The organism is Bacillus sp. EKM501B, assembly GCF_011800505.1.
Lineage (GTDB): Bacteria > Bacillota > Bacilli > Bacillales > Bacillaceae_G > Bacillus_A > Bacillus_A cereus.
On the sequence record NZ_JAALFZ010000005.1, the window covers coordinates 228,961 to 249,957 of the forward strand.

Here is a 20,997-nt window from a genome sequence, read left to right on the forward strand (position 1 = left end):
AATCAATAAGAAAATCGATCTAACCAACTTTCATAATCAGCTTTTTGAAATGGGCGGATAATGAGTCTATCCGTCTCTACTTCTAATAACGATAGCTTCATTTAATTTCATCCCTCGAAATATTAATTGAATTTTCTTTATTATCTTACACAAAATACAAAATCTAGTAAATCATTATGTTTTTGATACATAAAAACCCAGTCATGCTTTATACATAACTGGGTTCTCCATCGTTTCATAATTTTCTATTTCACAAGAACTGCATCTCGTAATTCCCTCTTCAACACTTTTCCTAAAGCGTTTTTCGGTAACTCATCTATGAATACTACTTCTGGTATTTTATAGCTTGCTAATTTCTCTTTACAATACTGAAGAATACTTTCTTCTGTTAATGTTGTTTCGCCATCCTTCACAATGTAAGCTCTTGGAACCTCTCCCCAAAAGTCATCTGGAACTCCAACTACTGCAACTTCTAAAACACCATGTATTTCATGAATAACATCTTCTACTTGATCTGGATATACGTTGTCACCACCGCGTATAATAACGTCTTTATATCTTCCCATAATATGCAGGAATCCATCATCATCTATCATGCCAGCATCACCCATGTTAAACCAGTTATCTTTTACTACCTTCTTTGTCGCCTTTTCATTATTCCAATATCCTTTAAACATGTATGGACTTTTCACATGAATCTCTCCAACTTCATTTGTTGTTAGTTCATGTCCTGTTTCCGGATGAACAATTTTCACCTCTACATTTTTCAAGGTCTTTCCTACAGAAGACATCTTTTCTTTTCCCATCATTGGATGCCATGAGGTTACAACCCAACCTTCTGTACTACCATAGCCTTGCACCATATATATGCCTTTTTCCATATATTTTTGAATGAGTGTTTCTGGCACTTTTGTACCACCGCTTTGTGCTACTTTAAAGGTTGAAATGTTACGTTCTTTTTTATTTAGTTCATCAAGCATGTAACTATAAACGGCTGGGAAAGCAAGCATCGTAGTAATTTTCTCTTCTTCAATCTTATCCCAAATAAGAGCAGGATTCGAATCAGCTAAGAAGATCATCGTAACGCCATGATAAATACAATTTAAAATAGAAAGCACGCCACTCATATGAAACAATGGATGCACAGATAAAAAGCGTTCACCTGCTGGGATTTCTCTTTGTCCCGCAATTTCAGCAAAATAATGATGTAAGTTTTTATGTCCAATTACACATGCTTTTGCCTGTCCAGTCGTTCCTGATGTAAACAAGTAAATAGCATCGTCTTCTTCATGAACTTCTACGTTCGGTTCTGTCGTTGGCTGTTTTTGCAACTCTAATTCAAATGAACCAAAGTCTTCTTTTGTTGTTTGAATTACATAAGGAATTTCTTTAACAGCATCAACCTTTAATAACACTTCATTAAATTCTTCATCAATAACTAACACTTTTAATTTCGCTTCTTTTACAATCGTTTCTAATTCATAAACAGTCAGCTGATGATTTAGCGGAATAAATACCGCTCCAATTTTTAAACTTGCCATCATAACGCTTGGAAATGGGTGATTATTTTTGCATAGTATTCCTATACGATCTCCTCTTTGCACACCATTATGTAACAAATAATGTGCAAACTGATTTACTCGTTCATTATATTGCTGAAACGAATATCTTTTCTTCCCCCCTACAAGCGCTTCCAAATTTGGTGATTGCATTGCTCTCTTTTGTAATAATTGTCGCATCGTTCTCAAGTAAAACTCCCCTTTATATATGTTAGGTTTTTTATTTTACCAGATTAACTATTAATTTACTAAAGATTACACTTAGTGAATATAAGAAGAATATAAAATATCCATTTACTTTACAAGTAAATGGATATTTCCCATTATATATTAGAATACTTCTTGTTCATCACATATTGCACATACTCAGGTGCACTTTTATCAATCTCTTCATCGCTTAGTTTATATTCTGCACCATATAAATAAAAGGAAGGTATAAATTCCATACCTGTGTATAAGCATGTAGCTTGGAATGGTTTCGTCAACTCATCCATTGTAATTCCACTATTTTCATAGTCTTTTTCTAATCCACCTATAGAAATAGCTACACCAAATTCTTTCCCCTTCACTTTATCTCCTTTAGATCCGTACGCAAATCCATATGTTAATACATCATCGAACCATTTTTTTAATAATGGTGGTGAGCTGTACCAGTAAAGCGGAAATTGAAATATATATCTGTCATGTTCTACTAATAACTTTTGCTCTTCTTCAATATTAAACTCCCAATTCGGTGCCACTTTATACAATTCATGCACCGTAATTTCATCCGAATATTTCTCAAGTTCTTCAATCCATCTTTTATTAATTTTTGATTTTTCAATATCAGGATGTGCTACAATTACAAGTGTTTTCATCTTTTTTCATCCCCTTTATAAATTATTCAACCCTTTACGTATTAGTATGAATGAGTCACATATAATTGAAAAGTACGTACTTTAAAGTGCTATAGGAACCTTAAAGTACCTGTGGAGGTGTTATATGAATCAAAATGATAATTGCCCAATTGCAACAACACTCGATGTAATCGGTGGAAAATGGAAAGTTCATATTTTATGTATTTTGTCAGATGGAAAAATGCGAACAAATGAAATTAAACGAGAAATCCCAAACATTACACAAAAGGTTCTTACACAACAACTTCGGCAACTTGAAGCTGATGGGATTATCTATCGTACCGTATATCAAGAAGTTCCACCAAAGGTTGAGTACACACTAAGTGAATACGGAAAATCTTTAATGCAAATAATGGATAATCTGTTTGAATGGGGAAAAGATCATCAGATTAAAAGATTACATGACTAAAAAAGCACTATATACTTTGTTTCATCCTCTACGTTCATATTTTTTATTTCTATAAAGTTTATTTTCATCATTTTTTAGCTAACTTGTTTTCTTAGATTGATGGACGTGACCCCACATCCATCAATCTAAAAAGATACAATTAGAAAAATGAGATTTCTATAAAGTTTCGCATATAAACACTACTTCCGCCTTATTAAACGCTCGCTCTACTTTTTCTAATCTCAATTGTACGTAAGCTATAAAGAAGCACCCCTAAACCGAGAATTTTTTCATTATTAGACACATTAGAACCTAAGGTAATAGTAGGTACATTTAAACCCATAAACCTTTCACTCCATTCTATAGGCATATATCCCTGCTTACCAATTGCTAATGTACGTCCGTCTATTGTACGGAGAGTACTTTGAATAAAATCAAACTCAACTTCTACATCTGACAATTTTGTGGCTTTATCTGTCATCAAAGTACCTCGTATCATAGTAAATCCTTGTATCATTTTTTCTTTAAACATACCAATTTGGTTATAATTCGAGTCATAAATTACCCAATCATATCCGTCCACTTCAGTATGAAAATAAGCTAGAATTTCCCCGCTACTCGTTTCTAATCCGTAAACATCTTTATTATGTAAAAAAGGTATTACTGAAAAAAGAATATTTGATGAAACCATCTTTGTTCCTGCTATATACTTACCATCAGGATGATATAAACCAAATTGCTTGTTTCGTTTTGGTAATTCTAATACAACTAAAGTATCAACATCCCAAAATGTTGCATTACTTTTTATCATATTCTTTTGTATCAACTTTCCTTTTCTTAACTGCCAAAATCCAATTCCCAAAAAGATAGAAGCAGCGATAACAAAAAATATAAACTGCCCCCAATTAATATGTCCCCAATCTTCATATACAGCGCATAAAGCAAGAATAAAAATACCCGTCCCAATTAACAGTTTCATCTTTCCTTTTCGCTTATAGTAATCAAATAATTCCATTTCTATATCCCCCTTATTTCTGTTCCCCAACTATTAATATATCAAAAACATAGAATGCCCTCTATTCAAAAATATAAGTTCTTCCACTGTCCAGTTCATTGGAAACAAAGTGATAGTCGACCTTTTGAGCTCAAACCCCTGAGAAAGAATAAAAGCGAAATCAATATTTTTGTATTTTAGAGATAATACCCTTTCACCATCAAGCTAATAAAAAGATACTCCTTAAAAATAAAAAACGCTATTCTCTCTGTAAAATCATAGAAAAGAATAGCGCTTTTTATTTTGAAATAGAAATCATCATTTAAACTAAACATGCTAATATTGATTTTGTGCGATTGTCAGTTACCTCATAATAAATTTCTAATCCTTTCCGAGTACCTGTAACCATTTTAGCAGCTTTTAGTTTAGATAAATGTTGACTAATTGTACTTTGAGGCATTTGTAAATCCCCATACATTGTTGTTACATTAGTAGGACCTTTTGCAAGCATTATTTTTACTAAAGATAGACGAACTGGATGCGCCAATACCTTTAACACCTCAGCGATTTCTTGAAACATTTCTTTTTTTTCTTTCATCTTATTTCTCCCCTTTTATATACATATTTATGTTATCCATATATATAATTCGGAGGTATATGCGTTTTTGTGTCCGTCATTTTAAAAAAATATAAAAAAACTTTAATCCGAAACTAAAGGATTAGCTTAACATAATGTCTCACCATTAATGATGAATAGGAATCTCATTATAGAAGCAGCAGTTTTTATACTACAACTCTACATTCAACTAACTAAAACCAATGAAAAAAAGAGCAGATAGTCTGCTCTTTTATGATGCCTCCTTATGTTCCGTGGAATGTTTAACACTCCCCAGTCTCTTTAGTTTATTCCACCCTACCGCTACTCCTCGAAGCGATGAGAATATAGATTTAATGACAACATAAGTCATAAATTGGCGATAAATAAAACGTTGTAAAATTAACCATGCCAATGGTTTTGGATTCTCTTCCTCTAATTTAAATGCGAACAGAGAAGCGAGAAGATCCATTAAAAAGAAAACAAGATAAAATCCTAAAACTTTTAGCGGATTACTACTAAATAGTCCTATAATCATTAATATATCTGCAAAAGGAGCAATGAATTGCAGCACATATTGGAATAACCACATATTAGGCAGTGCAATAAATCCTAATGTTTTATGCTTTGGATTACATAACGCTTTTCGATGTTTCCAAAGACATTGAAGTGTACCATATGACCAACGATACCGCTGTTTAATGAGACTTTTCACATCTTCAGGTGATTCCGTAAAAGCATGCGCTTTTTCTTCATATACAATTCTATGCCCTTGACGTAAAAATGTAATAGTAAGATCCGTATCTTCTGCTAACGTATCTTCGCTTAAATATCCAGATTCAACTACATTCTTTTTGCGCCACGCCCCAATAGCTCCTGGAACTACTGTAATACAATTTAACTCATCAAAAGCTCTACGTTCTAAATTAAACCCTGTAATGTACTCAACATGTTGCCAAGTAGTTAACAAATTCCGTCTATTCCCCACTTTGACATTACCTGAAACTGCAGCTACATTCTGATTTTCAAAGTGTCTAACCATTAGAGAAATGGCGTCTTGCGCAATAATAGTATCCGCATCTAAAGTGACAATGATTTCTCCTCGCGATTGTTGAAACCCTAGGTTCATTGCCGATGATTTCCCGCCGTTTTCTTTCTGAATGAAACGAACTTTAGGGTGTTTATAAAATGTTTCTTTCATTACTTTTGACGTACCATCTGTCGATCCGTCATCCACAACAATAACTTCAAATTCTCTATAATTACTATCCAAAATTGAGTGAATTGTCTTGGCTATCACCTTTTCTTCATTATATGCTGCTATGACAACACTAACAAAAGGTTGATAGGACGAATTAATATAGCGAGATAACGTTTTTCTTTTCTGCTTCCATGCAAAATAAATTAAGAATAAAAATCGAAAAATCCCTAATCCAATAGCAATATAAAAAATAGTTGTTAATATATGCTTAAAGTATCCTGCCCCTGAAAAGACAGCTTTATTGTAAAGCAAATATTGCTTCCCCTCAGAAGAAACAGGAGGCATGATTTCATCTCGTTCTTTATTCATTAAATCTGAAATTGTTACAAAACTATATCCATGCTTTTTTAGGTCTTTAATAATAATTGGGAGCGCCTCTACTGTATGTGTACGGTTCCCTCCCGCATCATGGAGAAGAATAATATTTCCCTCTCCCTTATAAATGGGATTAAGAGCACGCTTTACTAATTCATTTGTTGATGGTATTGCCCAGTCTTCGGGATCAACTTTTTCCGCTACCATTGTATAGTTCATATTTTGTGCACGTAAAATAGGCAATATTTCATTTGATGAATCCGGGTTAGCATCCGCTTCATATGGCGGTCTAAATAAAACCGTAGAATGTCCAGTTACTTCCTGAATTAAACGTTGCGTCGTATTAAGTTCTACTTTCGTTCGTAGTAAAGACGTATCTGCTATGTTAGGATGCTTGAAAGTATGATTGCCAATTTCATGCCCTTCATCGTATATTCTTTTTACAATACTAGTATTTAGTTGCGCGTTTTCACCAAGTACAAAAAAAGCAGCTTTTATTTGATTCTCTTTTAATATATCTAATATTTCTGGCGTATATTTCGGGTCTGGTCCATCATCAAATGTTAATACTACTTGTTTCCCATTTGGTTTTCCATATCGTTGCACTTCATATGCAGATGGTAAGGATTGATATACTTCATCTGTAATATAATCATCTTTGCCTACTTTAAAATCTCTCAATCCATTTTTTCTTTCATTCTCAATCTGTAAAATTTCACCTTGTCCAGAATAATTCACTTCATCTAAACTACTGATTTTATGTAATACATTAGGATTTTTTTGTACCTCAATAGGATTTTTTAAAACTTTCCATATTGTAGGATCTTCTGCTCCTAATCTCCATAGCGCAAACCCCTTTGCATGATTGTCCATTGCGATTTTCACTTGATTATAAAGAGTAACACCGTCTAAGAACCAAGCAGTATGTTCTTTCTCTCCTGTTTTATATCTAAAATACGGATTTCCACTCACCTTATCCCATTGAATTTTTATATTTGAATCATGAGCCATTGCCATAACTTCTGAGAAAGTCATAGACTTTGCAGCTTCTTTACTATTTACTTCCCAATCATATCCATAGTTACCGAAAGCAACTATAAGTTTATTAGACGGAATATTCAGTTCTTTTAATGTATGTTGGAACCATTTATTTGAAGCAATTGGTCCTGGTTCCCCCGCTCCATAGTGCTCATCGTACATCATTACAATCATTCGATCTATTATTTTTGCTAACGCACTATAATCAAAAGCCTTATCATTAGCTGGAACATCTTGTGTAACGAGCAAATCATGTTCATGAAATTCCTTAGTAAGTTCTTTCATAAAATTTGTTAAGTTTTCTCTATCACTTTCAGGTACGGCCTCAAAGTCAATATTAATACCTGAAAACTGATTTTTTTTAACTTGGCTTACTAAATCATTAATAAACTTTGTCTTTACATCGTTTGAGGAACTCAGTAACTTATGAATTAGCCCACTATCAGGACCAGAAGCTTCCTCAGTATAGTTAGTAAGCAAAGGCATAATCTTCACTTGATTTTTTTCTGCCAACTTTACTATCTCAGGTTTTATCTCACTTCTAATCGTTAAATCTGCTTTTAAATGATACCACTCTGGTACTAACGTAGTTAATGAATCAATATTTTCTTTTAAAGAAGCGGTACTATTTTCATCCCAGTTTACATAAAAACCATACACTTCTTTAGGATGTTTACTATCCTTCGGCGGATTCACCAAATTTTTATTATCCTTCGTTTCGGTATTTGGGTTAAATGCTTCCTCCTTTAACTGCTGATCACTAAGTTTTTGATTAATTGGTACAAGTTTAGTATCTTGTTGTACAGCGGTATTCATATTTGGAATTTCTGGTGTTGAAAAAATACTTTGAAAGAAAAAATAAAATACAACACTTACACTAACTATTGAGATACATAGAAACCAAATAAAGGCTATGTTTCTCCTTCCTTTCGGATCATAAAAAACAGGTTTTTCTTTATCTTTCTCTTGTTGAATGTTTTTCTCCATTATATTTTTCACATACTCCTTCTTAATAGAACTATAGAATATTAAAGTGCAACTTTAATCAGTGGGGGTTTTGTTCCCCCCCCACTAATCATCAGCCCTCACCAATCGGGCTGCCCAGCAAATAGCGGAATAAATCCTTTTAGCTTTGAAGTGAATCTCTCACTTCCATATTCTATTGATTCTTCTTTTCATTCCCTTGCTGGTGGCCTCTATTTTCTTGTTGAGACCCCCTACCATTGTTCCCTTGCTCGTTTCCGTCATTTTCTTTCTGGGATCCTCTTCCATTGTTCCCTTGCCCATTTCCATTATTCCCTTGTTGAGATCCTCTTCCATTGTTCCCTTGCTGATTCCCATTATTTCCTTGTTGAGGATTTCTTCCATTGTTCCCTTGCCCATTTCCATTATTCCCTTGTTGAGACCCTCTTCCATTGTTCTCTTGCTCATTTCCATTATTTCCTTGTTGAGATCCTCTTCCATTGTTCCCTTGCTCGTTTCCGTTATTTCCCTGTTGAGATCCTCTTCCGTTGTTCCCTTGCCCATTTCCATTATTTCCTTGTTGAGATCCTCTTCCGTTGTTCCCTTGCCCATTTCCATTATTCCCTTGTTGAGATCCTCTTCCGTTGTTCCCTTGCTGATTCCCATTATTTCCTTGTTGAGCTTCTCTACTGTTATTCTCCTGTTGATTCCCTCTATTTTCTTGCTGAGATCCTCTTCCATTGTTTTCTTTTATTTGCTTCGATGGCTGTTCCTCTGTTTTCTTTTGTTCTTTCTGCTCTTGCTTTTCATATTTTTTTTCTTTTACAGGAGACAAATCGAGTGTTGCATCAGGAGATGACTCCGGGTGTGATTGCACCTCTTCTTCGTTTTCCACCGGATTAGACGGGGTGACAGGAGGCGTAAGTGATTTGTTCTTCTCATTCTCTTGCTTTATATAAACACCTGTGCCAATTCCAGCTTTTCTAGCATTCTCTCGTATTTGCATTGTGCTACTTTGATATTCAACTGTAATATGTTTTAGCTCATATTCTTTCTTTAATTCTTTCATTGCCTTTTCCAAAAGTGGTTCTAGTGCCTTGTCCTTTGCAACAGCTGTTAGCATAACTTGCTTATCATTCGTTAAATACTTATCCTCTTGACTTTGCTTTATAATAGTGCGTATTACTTCTTGTAATTGTTTATTTTCCCATTGCTTCAATTCTTTTAAAATACGCCTTCCATCATCATTACAAGCCTGCAAATCTATAACACGAAAATCCTTTGTTACGCTCACCTCTAAACTTGGATTTATATCAACTGAGACGTAAGCAAATACTTTTTCTTCTGGTTGGTTGTAGAAAAACAGCACTGCAAATAGAAAACAAGCAACAAGTATTGATGCAGGCTTTAAAAAGGAAGGAATCGAAAAATGCGATGCTTTTTGTTCTTGCTCATCAAACGAGATTTCCTCCCCGATTATGCAAGAATCCCCTTTTCTTTTACACGTAATAAACTCTCCATTTGGTGTTAAAACAACTACGCTATGCTTTTTTATATCCATCACAATTCCTTTATTCATCATGCTTTTCCCCTCTTATGTAATCCAGAATATATGTATAGTTGTTTGCAAAAATAATACACATTGCAATAATGTATTTTCTATGTCGTTCCAACGTTTTACGACTTACCCTAACACGCGGTTCAATCTGTTTAAGCGGTAACTTTTTCTTTCGGAACAGCTCTTCCATCATTTCCTCTTCTTTTATAATTATTTTCACAATTTCTATTAAGTGCTCACGTGTATCACGATGCTTAGGAGATTCTTTAGCAAGCTCTGAGAATGTGATTTTAAACTCAGCTAGCACACTTTGAAAATGAAGAATTTCCTCCTTACGGTTACTATTTTCCATCTCTTTCATATACTCCGTAAGCGACACTTGCATTTCTAACATTTCCTCTTGCTCATCTTCTTTTAAAAAGACAAAGTTATGTTTAGACTCCTTACGTATATAGTCAATTACATCTCTTTTTATAAGAAGATCAGCAAACGCTAAAAAGGATTTTCCTTTTGTATAGGAATACTGTTCAATTGCTTCGTTAAAAGCAAACAATCCAATGCTATATTCATCATCCTGTTCTGTAATATATCGACGGCAGACAGATGAGATTGATTTTCTAATAAAAGGCTGATACTGTACGATAAACGCTTCTTTGTCTTCTTCATTGTTTTGTATGTTACATACGATATCTTCTATTTTCGGTTTTCTTAAGATCTTCATTACTAAACTCAACACTTGTAATCTCCCAGCCTCCTTCAAATAGCAAAATGGCCACTACACAAGTGACCATTTAACCAGATTTTCTTGGTACTTTTCTTCGGTCTTGTTTTCTTGCTGTTAGTTATATTTTTCGAGTCTAACTTTTCCCAACGTTTTCTTAATAATTTTCCTTTTCTCTCGGCACTAAAGTTAAGTTTGTATTTTTATCTACTTTCTTATTTTCTACCGTTCGTTTTGCTTATTCTCTTTCTATTTTATCTGCAATCCTTGAATAACTCTTCTCTATATAATTGGTAATTTCATCCTTCCATTTTGGATGCCACTTAATCTAGTAATTTTATTAATACTTCTATATTCTTTCATAGTCATTTTTCTTCTATTTATTTTTTTCACTATAGATATTCGGAGGAGTACAAAGTTTTATGGGGGTCAAAAAATATTTTCATAAAAAAATACATATTTATTTCAAAAATAAAAACCATCAATTTGAAAAAGGGTAATCAAATTGATGGTTTTCTTATAATATCTATTAAATTAAGTTGGATTCTCATTATATCTAAAAAAGCACTAACTATTTTCTACCGGTTTTCTCCATTTTTATCTTTCTTGGTTATCATAATATGTCTTATCTGCGTATTTTCTATCATTTCCTTTTAGATAAGCTAAAATTACTTTTGGATTTTTAAGTAAAGTCCAGTCTCCATATGTATCAAATCTTCTGCATGAAGTTATCATTCCATTTTTAATAGTACCGAATTTCTTATTATTTTTCTTTCCCCATTCTTTTAACCGCTTAGCGAAATCTGCATCTTCTGCCATAAGCATGTTTTCATTAAATCCGTTGATTGCCATAAAGTCTTTTCTATAGCACCAAAAAATCCCTACAGATATAGCTCCGTACTTAAAAAGTAAGGGGGTGATTATTAACATTGCGGAGAGAAATATTCCTAAAGATATTCTTTCAAACTTTCCATTTACTCCACCACCAATGTATTTACCTGAAGCTAAATATTTATCTACATTAGACAACATAGACTCTGTCATTATGGTATCAGCGTCTATAGTGACGATTATTTCTCCATTAGCTATTTTAGCCCCTGCATTTCGAATTTTAGATAAGTTTTTATCGTTATTTTTCAATGTAACACAATTATAAGATTTTGCTATTTCCTCTGTTTTATCTGTGCAACGATTTAAAACAACTATAACTTCCGTTTGCTCTTTATATGCCTCTGATGCCTTTGCAATTGAATCTAAACATTTTCTAATGTACTTTTCTTCATTGTGTGCAGGAATTATAATAGAAAACTTCACATCTTTTTTCAAATTGACTCCTGAAGATTCGTTTGTCTCAGTCATAATATGCCCCCCTTATTTTATAAGGTAAATATCTGTTATACATAACTTATATTAATATTTATTAGGTTATATTATAGAAACTGAAGGTAAAGAGGCTCTTACTGTCGACGTTCAAAAGCAAGACGTACAGCAAGCCCCGTTAAAACACTTGCCATAAGCCAACGCTGCCGTTGAGCGTGTGCATTTCGCAATTTTACTTGCTGTACATACAATTACAAGGTTAACTATAAAGCTAACAATGATTTGCGTAAGGCCCAAAACTGCACCTTGAAAAAGTAATGACCCCTTCTCTGGATCTTCAAATTGAGGTAGAAGTGATACATACAAAATAGCAATCTTTGGAGTCAAAAGTAACCTATCCGTAGAGCTACTAAAACTACTACAAATAAAGCAAAGCAACATGTAATATTTCGAATCCACTTTTGTATATCACCAAAATACCTTTCTATAAATATAGCGTTGATAGTAAGCATAAGAAATAAAACAAAGAAAGGCAGCGAGGTATAGATCCATTTTTATCTTCATGACTGGAACTGTACTCCTTACCAAACTTCTAAATGAAATGTATAGCTCAGTAGTTACCTTATTTTTCAAAAAGACATTCTGATTATTTCTTTTTCACTTCTTCTACAAATTCCCATGTTTCTCCGTTATCTTTTGATTGATAAAGTGCACTACTATCGCCATTGTAGTCTCCATCTGCCCCTTGTCCAACTAACATATTAAAAACCCCATCTTTCTCATATGGCATACTAGGAGAATCAAAAGGACTTATTGTGGACTGTGTATGATCTAATTTCACTTCATGCGGCGGATATTCTACCTTTTTGAAAGATACTCCCCCATCATCTGTGCGATATAACTCTCCTTCATTACCAGAAGGCCTAATTGCTCCTAAAAACCCAAGTTTATCATTTATAAAAATGATTCCTGATACACTACCAATCCCCCCATTAAATGGGTCTGGATTGATAACCTCCCATGTTTTCCCTTCATCACTAGTCTTGCTTAATGAATAAAAGGCGCTCCCTAATGCTTTATCTGTCATATTTAGTTTATAACCAACTTCTTTCGATAGGAAAAACTGTTCTTTTTCATTCTTTAAATCTTGTTGTTCCTTCTCTTTAAGCATATCTTCTTTTGGAGGCGTCTTTGATTTACTCCAACTTGCGTCACTTATTAAATTATATCTAGCAGGGACTAGCTCTTTCTCTTTTCCAGGGACAAATATAGATACAGTATATCCAATGATATCAGAAGCTGCTTCTTTAACACTCTGCCTCTTACCATCCTCAGTAATATTAATAATTCCCTCTGTATTGGATCCCCAATTTCTTTTTCCATAATAAATCAACCCATACTTACTTTCATTCCATTTTTTGACCGTTTGCTTAACTGGGATCGCCTTAACCGTTTTAATTAAAGGTTCTACTAATTTATCATCATTATAATCAGGCTTTGCATATCCATCTCGTATTATAGTAATATCTTCTGATTTCTTCTTATTATAAGAGATTAAATAAGTTTCTTCTTTCCCATCAACATTTTTCCCATAAACAAATGTATCAAACGCTGTGATTGTTCCATCTGAATGAAATGTAAGATCAAAATCAGTTGCCATATACAATTTCTTTGGCAAAGGATATTTTTTATTTATATCTTCAAAAATACCTTCTACTCCAGATTTATATATATTATTATGTTTAAGTTTAACTGACCTTTCATGTTTTAACTTTTCTATAAACCATGCCAATTTGCCATTGTAATTTATTGCACTTTTATAAATCTGCATCCCATAAAATGATGTAATTGCAACAATAATGATAATAGAAATGGATCTCCATGCTATTGAATTTGTTAATTTTTTAGATTCATATTCTCTATTTTTTATCACCCGCATTGTAGTAAATGTAGTTATGGATATAAAAAGTACTATACATAATAACAAAATGTAAATATTATAATTCATTCTTCCGTACTTACAGTATAAGGCCAACTCATAGCAAAAGATCCCGTATACAATTATTAGTATTGGATTTGTTACTAATGACAGAAGTATCCTTTTTGTATTTTCTCTAAATATAGAAACCACTCCTAATTATATGAATTACTGATATTAAGTATACTTTATGAATATTCACCATTCTTATCATCGGATTTATACACATTCAAATAATATTTTCCTTGTTTCGCTACGAGTTTTCCCTTTATAGTATTTCCTTCATCTTTACCACAAGCTACGTAATTTTACATGTCTAATTCATGATAAAGTACCCATGTCATCCCAATATTTTGTTCATTTATCACAGAAATAACTACTTCTTTCAGAACTATAACATCAAACGTTTAAACATCTGTCTGATCAGGAGTAATCAGATTCCCTTTTACAAGCGTATTGGAAGTCCTTCTCCTCTTCGAGGGATCCACCTGTTTGCAGTTCTTGTTTTACAGTAACTTTTGTTTGTTCTTTACTTTCTTTTCCTCTACTATCTTCCACTGTTAGTTCCACATTATATGTTCCTTTTTCTCCATATACGTGGGTAGGATTCGCTTCTGTACTTGTTGTACCATCACTATAAAATTTAATTTCTTCATTAAAAAGCATTTTTAATTTTTTTATATACTCTTACTGTCGACGTTCAAAAGCTAAACGTACTGCAAGACCTGTCAATACGCTCGCCATAAGCCAACGCTGCACTCGCAGCCACGTTGGACGTGTGCCAAACCATTTCGCAATTTTACTTGCTGTACATACAATTAGAAGGTTAACTATAAAGCTAACAGTGATTTGCGTAAGGCCCAAAACTGCACCTTGAAAAAGCAACGATCCCTTCTTTGGATCTTCAAATTGAGGTAAAAGTGATACATACAAAATAGCAATCTTTAGATTCAGAAGATTAGTCATGAGTCCCATTAAAAATAATTTCCGTGGTGGTTCATTAGAAATCGTACGAGGTTCCATAATAGATATAGCACCCGGTTTAATCGAATTCCAAGCTAGCCAGAGTAAGTAAGCAGCACCTGCCCACTTTACTGCTTCATATACAGCGGGAACCGCAAGGAATAGAACTGTAAGTCCAAACATAGTTGCGATTATATAGATTACAAATCCGAGCATGATGCTCAATAAAGAAATAAATCCCGCCATACGTCCCTGCGTAATGGAACGGGAAATGAGATAAATTATATTAGGCCCAGGTGAACAAACCATGCTAAGCGAAACAATTGCAAAAGCTATCAAGGTACTCAAGCTGACCATAAACCTTCCCCCTTTATGTTACATAAAATTTCCTATTATACATTTTATCATGATTGGGGAGAGAAAAAATTAATATAAACCGATGCAGCTAAGTAATATTATCGGATCGAATATAGTGTAATCACATATTTCTCATTCTCTTAAGTAAGGACTAAAAATAACCTATCCATAGAGCTACTAAAACCACTACGAATAAAGCAAAGCAACATGTAATATTTCGAATCCACTTTTGTATATCACCAAAATACCTTTCTATAAATATAGCGTTGATAGTAAGCATAAGAAATAAAACAATGTAAGTAAAAGCACCCAATTTATCGTTAAACTTCTCATTTGTAAATGTACTTACATGAAGGAATAGAAAAACAAACGTTACTATGAATAGCTCAAATAGCCTTTTTTTATTCACCCCACCACCACCTTACATTAATTCCCTTTCATTCCATTTTATCAGAACATACTGTGTAGCAGCACATGAATATTATATTCATGTTAAAAAGGCCAACAATCCAAGATTGTTAGCCTCTACTTCCCATATTCGTATCTTTTATCACTTTACTTCCTTACAACTGGAATCCACATTTCACCAAACACTAAGCCGTTTCTTTTCCCCATCTCAACCGTCGTATTTGGTCCACCAACATAAGCAAACTCATTTGCATCTGGTAAAGCTTGACCGAAGGCGATGCCAGTCAACTTATTACTTAACTCTTCAGCTGTTTTGTCTTCCCCTTTTACTACTAAGTATTCTCCCCTCGGAAACTGAATCACTCTAGATTCTTCTTCTATTTGTGCTTCTGTCATGACACCCGCATAATACATCATTTTGTTATTCACCGCTTCGCTCACAGAAAAAATGTATTCATTTGTCGCTAAAGCTTTTAAAGTGTCCAGCCTTCCATCTTCTTTAACAGCCGACCAAAAGTCTTCCTTTTCTTTATTTATTCCAGCAAAGTCTGTGTACTCACTCTTAATTTCAGTTCCAATACCTAACACAATAAAGCTATCTTTTTCTTCTATAGTATAATTTTTCATATACAAAACCTGCCTCTTTTTTTATTAATCAAACGATTTATCTTTTCATCTGATACGTTTATAATATCTTTAAACCATGTCAAAAAATGATACTGTTTAGGAGACCAAAATGAAAAAAGTTGAACGGATCAATACAATTATGCGATATATTAACAACCGCTCTCACTTTACAATTTCTGAAATCATACGAGAATTTAACATATCACGATCGACAGCTATTAGAGACATTAGAGAAATTGAAGCTATGGGAATGCCACTTGTCGCTGAAGTTGGGAGAACGGGTGGATATTTTGTTATGCATAATTCTATCCTGCCCGTTGTTCGCTTTACTGATAATGAAGTGAAAGCTCTTTTTATTGCCTTTATGGCTACGAGGAATCAACAACTTCCCTACCTAAAGAGTCGTCAATCTTTAGCCGAAAAACTACTAGGACTCATCTCAGAAACCCAGCAGGATGACCTTGTTCTTTTAAATCAACTCTTGCTGTTCCAAGGAACTAATCCTCATAATCCCGATCTACTTGAGCTTTCTGATCTCCCCCATCCTATGTTAGAAAAACTCATTCAAATCCTTCTTTTGGATAACCATTTATTGATTACCATTAAAAAAGATGAAGAAATTAAGTCTTATCCAATTTATCTATTACACCTTTATCAAGAAAAAAGCCATTGGATTATTGAAGGATTTGACTTAAAAGAAGAAAAGAAGTTAATGTTTCCTGTCGATGATCTCATCAATATCGAACCATACACGACGAATAAAAGGCTCAATAAGAAAAAGATTTTAGAAAAACTAAGTAAGATGGCTGAAGCAATTAACCTTGTACTTGAACTTGGTCCGACAGCAATTGCCCAGTTCAAAAAATACCATCCTTTAAAAATTTCAATATCTTATACTAATCCTTACCAATCCACAGCCATTTTAAAAACTTTTATCAATGTTAACAATCCCGATGAAGTGACGGAAATAATAAATTGGCTGCTTTTTCTAGGGAAGGATATTACAATTAGGGAAATGCCTGAAGAAATATTAAAAGATTTACAAGAGCGATTATGTTTATATTCCCCATAAGCAGTGATCAGTTAAACCTCAAAATATTGAGTTTAAGCGCTCACTACTGAACGAGGCTTCTATGAATAATACAACAAAAAAGGTATGAACTAACTTTTAGTTCATACCTTTTATATTAGAGTTTTCTATAAACACATTAAATTGCTTGTTTAAGATTTGAATGTGGATTTGGTCCATACTTATTCTCACCTTCATCACTTTCAATGATACAAAACACAAGTAGAACCGCTCCTCCAAATGGCACCAAATTTAATAGCTGCCACCATCCTGTTTTTCCACTATCATGTAATCGACGAGCTTCCACTGCCAGAGTAGGAACGATAAAAATTGTTATATATAGCACGGTAATATTGGCTCTTAAGTAAAAGGCAGACGAAGAATAAGAGGCCAAATATATTAATGACCAAAACGTAACCTTATTAAATAAAGTAAAAATCCAGTACTCTTTTCTCGTAGCTCTCCCACTAAATTTCGCATAGTTTTTGAGAGTATATAAATACCATTTCATTTGAACCTCTCCCTTTTTCATCCCCTAAACGATTAATTTATACATTATATACCTTATAAGTATAAATATAACACATCACTACGATAACCTCTATATTTACACGGAATATTCTGTTTATTAACAAGTCATTTTAGTTAAGTGTTAACATACCATACAGGCATGTGTATTCAATTTATTATTCTCCTATTTACTTTAAAACTACTACAATTAAGCGAAGTATGAATGAATTATTAAAGCACGGAAAATCTTCCCGTGCTTTTTCAAAAAAATATATTATTCCGGATGATTTCATTCACTTACCCTAGCTGACGTTTAAATGCTTTACTAGCAAAGAAGTAAGCAATAACCATAATTCCGACGCACCAAGCGAGCGCAATCCAAATATCGTTTCCAACAGTTCCTTCATATAAAAGAGCACGAATCGCATTCACGATTGAAGTTACAGGCTGATTCTCTGCAAACGCACGAACAATTTTTGGCATCGTTTCGGTAGGCACAAAGGCCGAACTAATAAATGGAAGAAAAACTAGCGGGTACGAGTAAGCAGTCGCCCCTTCCATAGACCTCGCTTTCAATCCTGGAATGATAGCTAGCCATGTTAGCGCCAGCGTAAACATCCCAAGTATCCCAGCTACCGCGAGCCAATCTAGAATATTAGCACTGGAACGGAAACCCATTAAGAGTGCAACAAGAATAACCACCACGATAGTAAGTACATTAGCAACAAGAGAGGTTAGAACGTGAGCCCACAATATCGATGAGCGCTTAATAGGCATCGTAATGAAACGTGCCATCAGCCCACTCTTTACATCCGTAAAGAGTCGCACGGAAGTGTAAGCTACACCGGATGCGATAGCCATTAGCAAAATTCCCGGCAATAAATAATTGACGTAGTTATCTGTTCCTGTCTGTATAGCCCCACCAAATACGTATACAAACAATAGCATCATCATAATCGGTGTAATCGCTACCGTAATAATTGTATCTGGACTACGCATAATATTGCGCATTAAGCGCCCAAGTAATACCCCTGTTTTGCTTTTCATTTACATCTCCTCCTTTTTGCCAATGATCGCAAGGAATATTTCTTCCAATGTAGGCTGCTTCTCGATATACTCCACTTTTGCCGGTGGGAACATCTCTTTCAGTTCAGTAAGAGTACCTGTCGTAATAATTTTTCCGCCATGCAAAATTGCGATACGATCAGCCAGTTGTTCTGCTTCCTCCAAGTACTGAGTCGTAAGCAAAATAGTTGTACCACTATCAGCAAGTTCCTTGACTGTATCCCACACTTCGATTCGCGCTTCAGGATCAAGTCCAGTCGTTGGTTCGTCAAGAAAAATAACTGCTGGCGCCCCAATCAAACTCATCGCGATATCAAGCCGGCGCTTCATCCCGCCTGAATACTGATCTGCCCTTTGGTTTGCCGCATCAGTCAGGCTAAATCTTGCAAGTAGATTGTCAGCAACTTGAGCGGGATTGGAAACACCACGTAATTTGGCGATCATTATCAAGTTTTCCCTCCCTGTCAGCATACCGTCTAAAGCTGCGAACTGCCCTGTCAAACTGATACTTTGACGAACATGGTCTGGTTGACGCTGTACATCAAATCCGCAAATACTTACTTCACCGCTATCTTGCTTCATTAGCGTCGAAAGGATGTTAACCGTTGTCGTCTTTCCCGCTCCATTTGAGCCTAGCAGCGCGAAAATTTCTCCACGCTGCACCTCAAAATCTACCCCTTTTAAAACTTCCTTGTCTTTAAAGGATTTTTTCAAGCCTTTTATAGAAATCGCTGCATTACTCATACTTTTTTCCTCCCTATAAAAATGTTTTGCGGAGATAATTTATTTACCTCTATCTATTTAGTACCACTGATATTCTGTATCACTTAGTACCAAGCTAAAAATATAACTGAATAGCTATGGTGGCAATTCATATGTGTAACCAGCTAATCAGTCGGTATTACTTATTCCATTTATTTTTTTCTCAATTTCTTCATAATACTTTCATTCAAATCTTCACGATACTTGGAGACGTAAGTTTTAGCATTTGCCACTAGTTCGTCAGCAAAGGAAGCCACGTCATCCCCAGTAATGTCAAGCACTTGTCTTCCTTCTGCTGCACCAGCTTCAAACAAATCGATTAATTCATACTGTATGTGTAACATATCCATCCCGTTACCCGCTGAGAAATTCCACATGTAGTTTTGAATTTTCTTAAATACAAATTGGTAGTCCTCTGGCAGAGCCTCAACTCGTGCCATCATCATTTTGTACTCTTTTTTATCACCAATTAACTTTTTAAACATTTCTAACATCTTATTTTCCTCCTTTTTTATAAAACCGAACAAGAAATTCCCAAAGTATCGGCCGGAACATTTTATCTTATGAACCTATTTTGACTTCAAGACGTTAATTTTTGACGATACAAAATCCCATTTTTTCCAAAACAATTCAAGCTCTTGGCGGCCCTCTTCATTTAATGAATAAAACTTACGAGGCGGTCCCATATCTGATGGTTTCTTTTCAATATTCACAAGCTTTTTCTTCTCTAATCGTACAAGGATGGTATACACCGTACCTTCCACAACTTCGGTAAACCCAAGATCATTCAGATGGCGGGTAATCTCATAGCCATACGTTTCACGGCGACTGATAATTTCCAGTACACACCCTTCCAGTGAACCTTTTAGCATTTCAGTTAAATTTTCCATGTCCTGATCCTCCTTTACCCCCTATTCTGTCTGACTTATATTCAGTATCACAGAGTACTAAGGCGAATTTTTTACTGAATAGCTTTTGAGTAAAGCCACACTATTCAGTATTACTTATTACAACTACATTGTATGACTAAGTAGTTGTGAATGTCAACTTTATTTTCAAAAAAATTAAAAATCCGCTTTACCCTAACCGGATACAGCCTCCTTTTTTGTTGTAAGGGCCATCAAACTAGTAAAACAGAGCTGATTCAAAGTGTAATTTAAATCAGCTCTGCTTTATTGTTTTCATACCGTTATATCTTGTTTTTTCACGATACAAATTGTTTCTCCCTACCATTCCCATTGCATATAAAGCATAAAGGCAAGTGCGGTCAGAGAAAATTTCCAGAGATTATCCGTACATGATACGAGCCCCAAAAATACAATTCTATTAGAAATCTGTTCTCTATATTCTCTTTTATTTTATTTCTGATAGTTGATTAGCAACACTATCTAAAAATTTTTCTACCTTTTCTTTTGATGTATCCGGCGCATGATAACCGATCGTAAATGTAAGCCTTCCATTATAAGAGCTTGCTCCCATTGAAAAGAATGGTGCATACATAATAGGTGATGTCATATACCCGTCCTCAGCTTGAATTTCACCAAACTGAATAGGTTCCTCAGCGATTACTCCCAAATTTGTCAGTAATGGCAACGCCATCCCCATCTGTACAGCCTGTTCATATTGCTGATTATACATTTCCTTCACTGT

Annotated in this window: 20 protein-coding genes and 4 pseudogenes; 2 read left to right on the forward strand and 22 right to left on the reverse strand. The window is 34.5% G+C overall.

Annotation, left to right across the window (positions count from 1 at the left end; translation table 11 throughout):
* Positions 1-8: 8 nt before the first annotated feature.
* The 3 genes and pseudogenes from HFD78_RS13815 to HFD78_RS13825 all read right to left on the reverse strand — a co-directional run.
* Positions 9-101 (reverse strand): annotated as a pseudogene (locus HFD78_RS13815) (GNAT family N-acetyltransferase); the annotation flags it as partial.
* Positions 102-245: 144 nt separating this feature from the next.
* Complete coding sequence (locus tag HFD78_RS13820) at positions 246-1,739, reverse strand: class I adenylate-forming enzyme family protein (protein WP_002061911.1); 1,494 nt, start codon at positions 1,737-1,739, stop codon at positions 246-248.
* A gap of 143 nt (positions 1,740-1,882) precedes the next feature.
* Positions 1,883-2,416: an NAD(P)H-dependent oxidoreductase gene (locus HFD78_RS13825; protein WP_000855231.1), complete on the reverse strand. Its 534-nt coding sequence runs from the start codon at positions 2,414-2,416 to the stop codon at positions 1,883-1,885.
* Between the two features lie 124 nt (positions 2,417-2,540).
* On the opposite strand from HFD78_RS13825, the gene HFD78_RS13830 reads away from it, so the two are divergent.
* Positions 2,541-2,864 carry a winged helix-turn-helix transcriptional regulator gene (locus HFD78_RS13830; protein ID WP_001072981.1) on the forward strand — a complete coding sequence of 108 codons (324 nt, stop codon included), beginning with the start codon at positions 2,541-2,543 and terminating at the stop codon, positions 2,862-2,864.
* Between the two features lie 193 nt (positions 2,865-3,057).
* On the opposite strand, the gene HFD78_RS13835 is transcribed toward HFD78_RS13830, so the two are convergent.
* From HFD78_RS13835 to HFD78_RS13895, 13 genes and pseudogenes are all read right to left on the reverse strand, one after another.
* Positions 3,058-3,858 (reverse strand): hypothetical protein, encoded by an 801-nt coding sequence (locus HFD78_RS13835; RefSeq protein ID WP_000418473.1) that lies wholly within the window; start codon positions 3,856-3,858, stop codon positions 3,058-3,060.
* Between the two features lie 301 nt (positions 3,859-4,159).
* Positions 4,160-4,435 carry an ArsR/SmtB family transcription factor gene (locus tag HFD78_RS13840; protein WP_000660066.1) on the reverse strand — a complete coding sequence of 92 codons (276 nt, stop codon included), beginning with the start codon at positions 4,433-4,435 and terminating at the stop codon, positions 4,160-4,162.
* Between the two features lie 250 nt (positions 4,436-4,685).
* A complete protein-coding gene (locus tag HFD78_RS13845) occupies positions 4,686-8,033 on the reverse strand; it encodes a trifunctional glycoside hydrolase family 18/polysaccharide deacetylase/glycosyltransferase family 2 protein (RefSeq protein WP_000414303.1) in 3,348 nt (1,115 codons plus the stop codon).
* A gap of 172 nt (positions 8,034-8,205) precedes the next feature.
* Positions 8,206-9,591 carry an anti-sigma factor domain-containing protein gene (locus tag HFD78_RS13850; protein WP_033667174.1) on the reverse strand — a complete coding sequence of 462 codons (1,386 nt, stop codon included), beginning with the start codon at positions 9,589-9,591 and terminating at the stop codon, positions 8,206-8,208.
* Complete coding sequence (gene sigI / locus HFD78_RS13855) at positions 9,581-10,303, reverse strand: RNA polymerase sigma factor SigI (protein WP_002101143.1); 723 nt, start codon at positions 10,301-10,303, stop codon at positions 9,581-9,583. The genes HFD78_RS13850 and sigI overlap by 11 nt, the downstream gene beginning before the upstream one ends.
* 582 nt (positions 10,304-10,885) lie before the next feature.
* On the reverse strand, positions 10,886-11,647 hold the full coding sequence (locus HFD78_RS13860) for a glycosyltransferase family 2 protein (RefSeq protein ID WP_087948617.1): 762 nt from the start codon (positions 11,645-11,647) through the stop codon (positions 10,886-10,888).
* A 98-nt stretch (positions 11,648-11,745) separates the two neighbouring features.
* Positions 11,746-11,998: pseudogene (locus HFD78_RS29485) on the reverse strand (LysE family translocator); the annotation flags it as partial.
* Positions 11,992-12,147: pseudogene (locus HFD78_RS13870) on the reverse strand (DUF3963 domain-containing protein); the annotation flags it as partial. The pseudogenes HFD78_RS29485 and HFD78_RS13870, both read right to left, overlap by 7 nt.
* A 107-nt stretch (positions 12,148-12,254) precedes the next feature.
* Positions 12,255-13,739, reverse strand: a complete 1,485-nt coding sequence (locus HFD78_RS13875; RefSeq protein ID WP_023901655.1) for a WD40/YVTN/BNR-like repeat-containing protein — start codon at positions 13,737-13,739, stop codon at positions 12,255-12,257.
* A 35-nt stretch (positions 13,740-13,774) separates the two neighbouring features.
* A pseudogene (locus tag HFD78_RS29950) lies at positions 13,775-14,249 on the reverse strand (PKD domain-containing protein); the annotation flags it as partial.
* A gap of 24 nt (positions 14,250-14,273) precedes the next feature.
* On the reverse strand, positions 14,274-14,906 hold the full coding sequence (locus HFD78_RS13885; RefSeq protein WP_141526363.1) for a LysE family translocator: 633 nt from the start codon (positions 14,904-14,906) through the stop codon (positions 14,274-14,276).
* Positions 14,907-15,057: 151 nt separating this feature from the next.
* The gene (locus HFD78_RS13890; protein WP_001036206.1) at positions 15,058-15,315 is read right to left on the reverse strand and encodes a DUF3963 domain-containing protein; all 258 of its coding nucleotides are present in this window, start codon (positions 15,313-15,315) and stop codon (positions 15,058-15,060) included.
* Positions 15,316-15,461: 146 nt separating this feature from the next.
* Entirely contained in the window at positions 15,462-15,941 is a 480-nt protein-coding gene (locus tag HFD78_RS13895) for a GyrI-like domain-containing protein (RefSeq protein ID WP_000801038.1), read from the reverse strand.
* A gap of 109 nt (positions 15,942-16,050) precedes the next feature.
* On the opposite strand from HFD78_RS13895, the gene HFD78_RS13900 reads away from it, so the two are divergent.
* A complete protein-coding gene (locus HFD78_RS13900) occupies positions 16,051-17,013 on the forward strand; it encodes a helix-turn-helix transcriptional regulator (RefSeq protein ID WP_000755060.1) in 963 nt (320 codons plus the stop codon).
* A gap of 136 nt (positions 17,014-17,149) precedes the next feature.
* On the opposite strand, the gene HFD78_RS13905 is transcribed toward HFD78_RS13900, so the two are convergent.
* The 6 genes from HFD78_RS13905 to HFD78_RS13930 all read right to left on the reverse strand — a co-directional run.
* The gene (locus HFD78_RS13905; protein ID WP_000872435.1) at positions 17,150-17,521 is read right to left on the reverse strand and encodes a DUF805 domain-containing protein; all 372 of its coding nucleotides are present in this window, start codon (positions 17,519-17,521) and stop codon (positions 17,150-17,152) included.
* Positions 17,522-17,817: 296 nt separating this feature from the next.
* The gene (locus HFD78_RS13910; protein ID WP_087948616.1) at positions 17,818-18,567 is read right to left on the reverse strand and encodes an ABC transporter permease; all 750 of its coding nucleotides are present in this window, start codon (positions 18,565-18,567) and stop codon (positions 17,818-17,820) included.
* Positions 18,568-19,329 carry an ABC transporter ATP-binding protein gene (locus HFD78_RS13915; protein WP_065703571.1) on the reverse strand — a complete coding sequence of 254 codons (762 nt, stop codon included), beginning with the start codon at positions 19,327-19,329 and terminating at the stop codon, positions 18,568-18,570.
* Positions 19,330-19,499: 170 nt separating this feature from the next.
* A complete protein-coding gene (locus HFD78_RS13920; protein WP_000891986.1) occupies positions 19,500-19,841 on the reverse strand; it encodes a DUF1048 domain-containing protein in 342 nt (113 codons plus the stop codon).
* Between the two features lie 75 nt (positions 19,842-19,916).
* Positions 19,917-20,237, reverse strand: coding sequence for a PadR family transcriptional regulator (locus HFD78_RS13925; protein WP_000429488.1), 321 nt, complete (start codon positions 20,235-20,237; stop codon positions 19,917-19,919).
* 463 nt (positions 20,238-20,700) lie between these two features.
* Positions 20,701-20,997 (reverse strand): hypothetical protein (locus HFD78_RS13930; protein ID WP_191968081.1); only part of this gene is annotated, 297 nt, incomplete at its 5' end.

What these genes read in the sequence shown, in the direction of transcription:
- HFD78_RS13820 (WP_002061911.1), bottom strand. Translation starts at nt 1,739, where the DNA reads ATGCGACAATTATTACAAAAGAGAGCAATGCAATCACCAAATTTGGAA.
- HFD78_RS13825 (WP_000855231.1), bottom strand. Translation starts at nt 2,416, where the DNA reads ATGAAAACACTTGTAATTGTAGCACATCCTGATATTGAAAAATCAAAA.
- HFD78_RS13830 (WP_001072981.1), top strand. Translation starts at nt 2,541, where the DNA reads ATGAATCAAAATGATAATTGCCCAATTGCAACAACACTCGATGTAATC.
- HFD78_RS13835 (WP_000418473.1), bottom strand. Translation starts at nt 3,858, where the DNA reads ATGGAATTATTTGATTACTATAAGCGAAAAGGAAAGATGAAACTGTTA.
- HFD78_RS13840 (WP_000660066.1), bottom strand. Translation starts at nt 4,435, where the DNA reads ATGAAAGAAAAAAAAGAAATGTTTCAAGAAATCGCTGAGGTGTTAAAG.
- HFD78_RS13845 (WP_000414303.1), bottom strand. Translation starts at nt 8,033, where the DNA reads ATGGAGAAAAACATTCAACAAGAGAAAGATAAAGAAAAACCTGTTTTT.
- HFD78_RS13850 (WP_033667174.1), bottom strand. Translation starts at nt 9,591, where the DNA reads ATGATGAATAAAGGAATTGTGATGGATATAAAAAAGCATAGCGTAGTT.
- HFD78_RS13860 (WP_087948617.1), bottom strand. Translation starts at nt 11,647, where the DNA reads ATGACTGAGACAAACGAATCTTCAGGAGTCAATTTGAAAAAAGATGTG.
- HFD78_RS13885 (WP_141526363.1), bottom strand. Translation starts at nt 14,906, where the DNA reads ATGGTCAGCTTGAGTACCTTGATAGCTTTTGCAATTGTTTCGCTTAGC.
- HFD78_RS13895 (WP_000801038.1), bottom strand. Translation starts at nt 15,941, where the DNA reads ATGAAAAATTATACTATAGAAGAAAAAGATAGCTTTATTGTGTTAGGT.
- HFD78_RS13900 (WP_000755060.1), top strand. Translation starts at nt 16,051, where the DNA reads ATGAAAAAAGTTGAACGGATCAATACAATTATGCGATATATTAACAAC.
- HFD78_RS13905 (WP_000872435.1), bottom strand. Translation starts at nt 17,521, where the DNA reads ATGAAATGGTATTTATATACTCTCAAAAACTATGCGAAATTTAGTGGG.
- HFD78_RS13910 (WP_087948616.1), bottom strand. Translation starts at nt 18,567, where the DNA reads ATGAAAAGCAAAACAGGGGTATTACTTGGGCGCTTAATGCGCAATATT.
- HFD78_RS13915 (WP_065703571.1), bottom strand. Translation starts at nt 19,329, where the DNA reads ATGAGTAATGCAGCGATTTCTATAAAAGGCTTGAAAAAATCCTTTAAA.
- HFD78_RS13920 (WP_000891986.1), bottom strand. Translation starts at nt 19,841, where the DNA reads ATGTTAGAAATGTTTAAAAAGTTAATTGGTGATAAAAAAGAGTACAAA.
- HFD78_RS13925 (WP_000429488.1), bottom strand. Translation starts at nt 20,237, where the DNA reads ATGGAAAATTTAACTGAAATGCTAAAAGGTTCACTGGAAGGGTGTGTA.